The sequence below is a fragment of the Acidisphaera sp. S103 genome (genome assembly GCF_009765975.1).
GTDB lineage: Bacteria > Pseudomonadota > Alphaproteobacteria > Acetobacterales > Acetobacteraceae > Rhodopila.
In genome coordinates, this window is the sequence record NZ_LMUJ01000031.1 from 39657 (window position 1) to 41522 (window position 1866).

The following is a 1866-nucleotide window of genomic DNA, read 5'->3' on the forward strand; positions in this document are numbered from 1 at the left end:
GCGGCAACGCCGCCCAGCGCGCCGCCGACCGCCTGCGCCGCGGCGTGGTCATCATCGAGGGCGGCACCGGCCCACACGCCGGCAGCGGCCTATTCGCCGGCACATTGATCATATGCGGCAAGGCGGGGACCTTACCCGGCATCCTGATGCGCCGAGGCACCATCGTCCTGGGCAAACCATCAGATTTAGCCCCGAGTTTCGTAACCGCCAACCATGTCGACCTGGTCTTCACCCGCCTGCTGTCCCGCGCCGTCGCCACCTTCAGTCCCAAGGCCGCCACCTGCGTCCAAGCGGCCACCACCCGTTACTCAGGCGACATGGCTGTATTGGGGAAAGGGGAACTTTTCGTTTCGGAATAGCAGAGGCTATTTCAGCAGAGACCGATTGTCCAGCGTCTCCCCCACCCTGACGCCAAGAAGCTAAAAAACGATTAGCAGACCGAGGACTATCCGCCGTCCAGATCGAACGACAACCTGATCAGATCCGCCGTCCGGCTGACCCCCAGCTTGGTCTTGATCTGGGTGCATGTATTGGCGACTGTTTTGTACCCGATCCCCAGAGTCTCGGCGATTTCCGTCAACGATCGCCCCGCCCCCAGCAGCCGCACGATTTCCCGGTCCCGTTCGTTCAACAGCGTCGAGGGATCGGGCATCGCCGCCGTCTGCAACGCCAGTTCCTGGGCGATCTCGGCCTCGATATACCGTCCGCCCTCGGCCACCACCTTCAGCGCCTTCAACAATTCCGCGGGCGCCGCGTTCTTGCTCATATACCCCCGAGCCCCTGCCTGCATGGCGCGTGAGGCAAATCGTGCCTCGATATGCATGCTCAACACCATGATCCGGACGGCCGGCAACTCCACCAGGATCCGCCGCAGCAGCTCGAACCCGCCGATGCCCGGCAGATTCAGGTCCAGCACCACCAGGTCCGGCTGCTCCGACCGCACCAGCATCAGCGCGTCACGCCCGTTCGCCGCCTCCGCGATCTCCCACGACAGCGCCGCCAGCAGACGCCGCAAGCCACCCCGCACGATCGCATGATCGTCGATCAGCAGAGCCTTCATGCCGCGGCCTCACACGGCAACCGAGCGGTCACCGCCAGCCCCCGCCCACCCGCCGGAGTCGAAATCGTCAACGTCCCAGCCTGCGCCCGCACCCGTTCCCGCATCCCGACCAACCCGAACCCCGGAGTCACCCCCGCCGCGCCCGGCCCGCTGCCGTCATCGGTGACGTGGACCACCACGTCGGTTTCGTCCCGAGTCACGCTGACCTCCACCCGCTCCGGGTCGCCATGACGAACGGCGTTGCACAGGCTCTCCTGCACGATCCGGCACACGGTCGCCCGCACATCCTCGGTCAACGCATCGTCCTCTTCCGCGACATCCAGCCTGAAATCGATGCCGGGGTGCCGGTCCCGCCAAAACGCCACCAAATTGCCGATCGCATCCGCCAGGCCGACAGAGCCAAAGCTCAGCGGTCGCAGCTGCCCCAGGATCGAGCGTATCTGCGTCTGCATATGCGCCACCGACTCCGTGATGGCATCGGCCCGCTCCCCAGCCTCCGCCGCTCGACCACTTTCCAGCAGCGTCGGTATGCTGGCGGCATCAATCCCCGCGGCGAACAGGAACGGCCCGATCTCATCATGCAGGTCGCGCGCCAGGTCCGCTCGCTCTTCCTCCTGCAACGTCAGCAACTGTTCTTGCAACATCCGGTTCTGCGCTTCCACGTCGCCAAGCTGTTCGGCCATGCGGTTGAACCCGGCGGCCACCCGCACCAGTTCCGGCGGCCCCGCCGCCTCCAACCTGGCCGCATAATCCCCAGCCCCAATCCGCCCGAACGCCCCCGCCAATCGTTCCAGAGGCGCAACCGC

General features: G+C 65.9%; 2 protein-coding genes and 1 pseudogene. 1 reads left to right on the forward strand and 2 read right to left on the reverse strand.

Annotated features, from left to right (window positions below; translation table 11 throughout):
• Positions 1 to 359 (forward strand): annotated as a pseudogene (locus tag GSQ89_RS04710) (formylmethanofuran dehydrogenase subunit C); the annotation flags it as partial.
• 86 nt (positions 360 to 445) lie between these two features.
• Here GSQ89_RS04710 and GSQ89_RS04715 read toward each other — a convergent pair.
• Together GSQ89_RS04715 and GSQ89_RS04720 are read right to left on the reverse strand one after the other, a co-directional pair.
• Entirely contained in the window at positions 446 to 1060 is a 615-nt protein-coding gene (locus GSQ89_RS04715) for a response regulator transcription factor (RefSeq protein ID WP_158922534.1), read from the reverse strand.
• The coding region (locus GSQ89_RS04720) for a histidine kinase (protein WP_158922536.1) at positions 1057 to 1866 on the reverse strand (810 nt) is incomplete at its 5' end. The genes GSQ89_RS04720 and GSQ89_RS04715, both read right to left, overlap by 4 nt.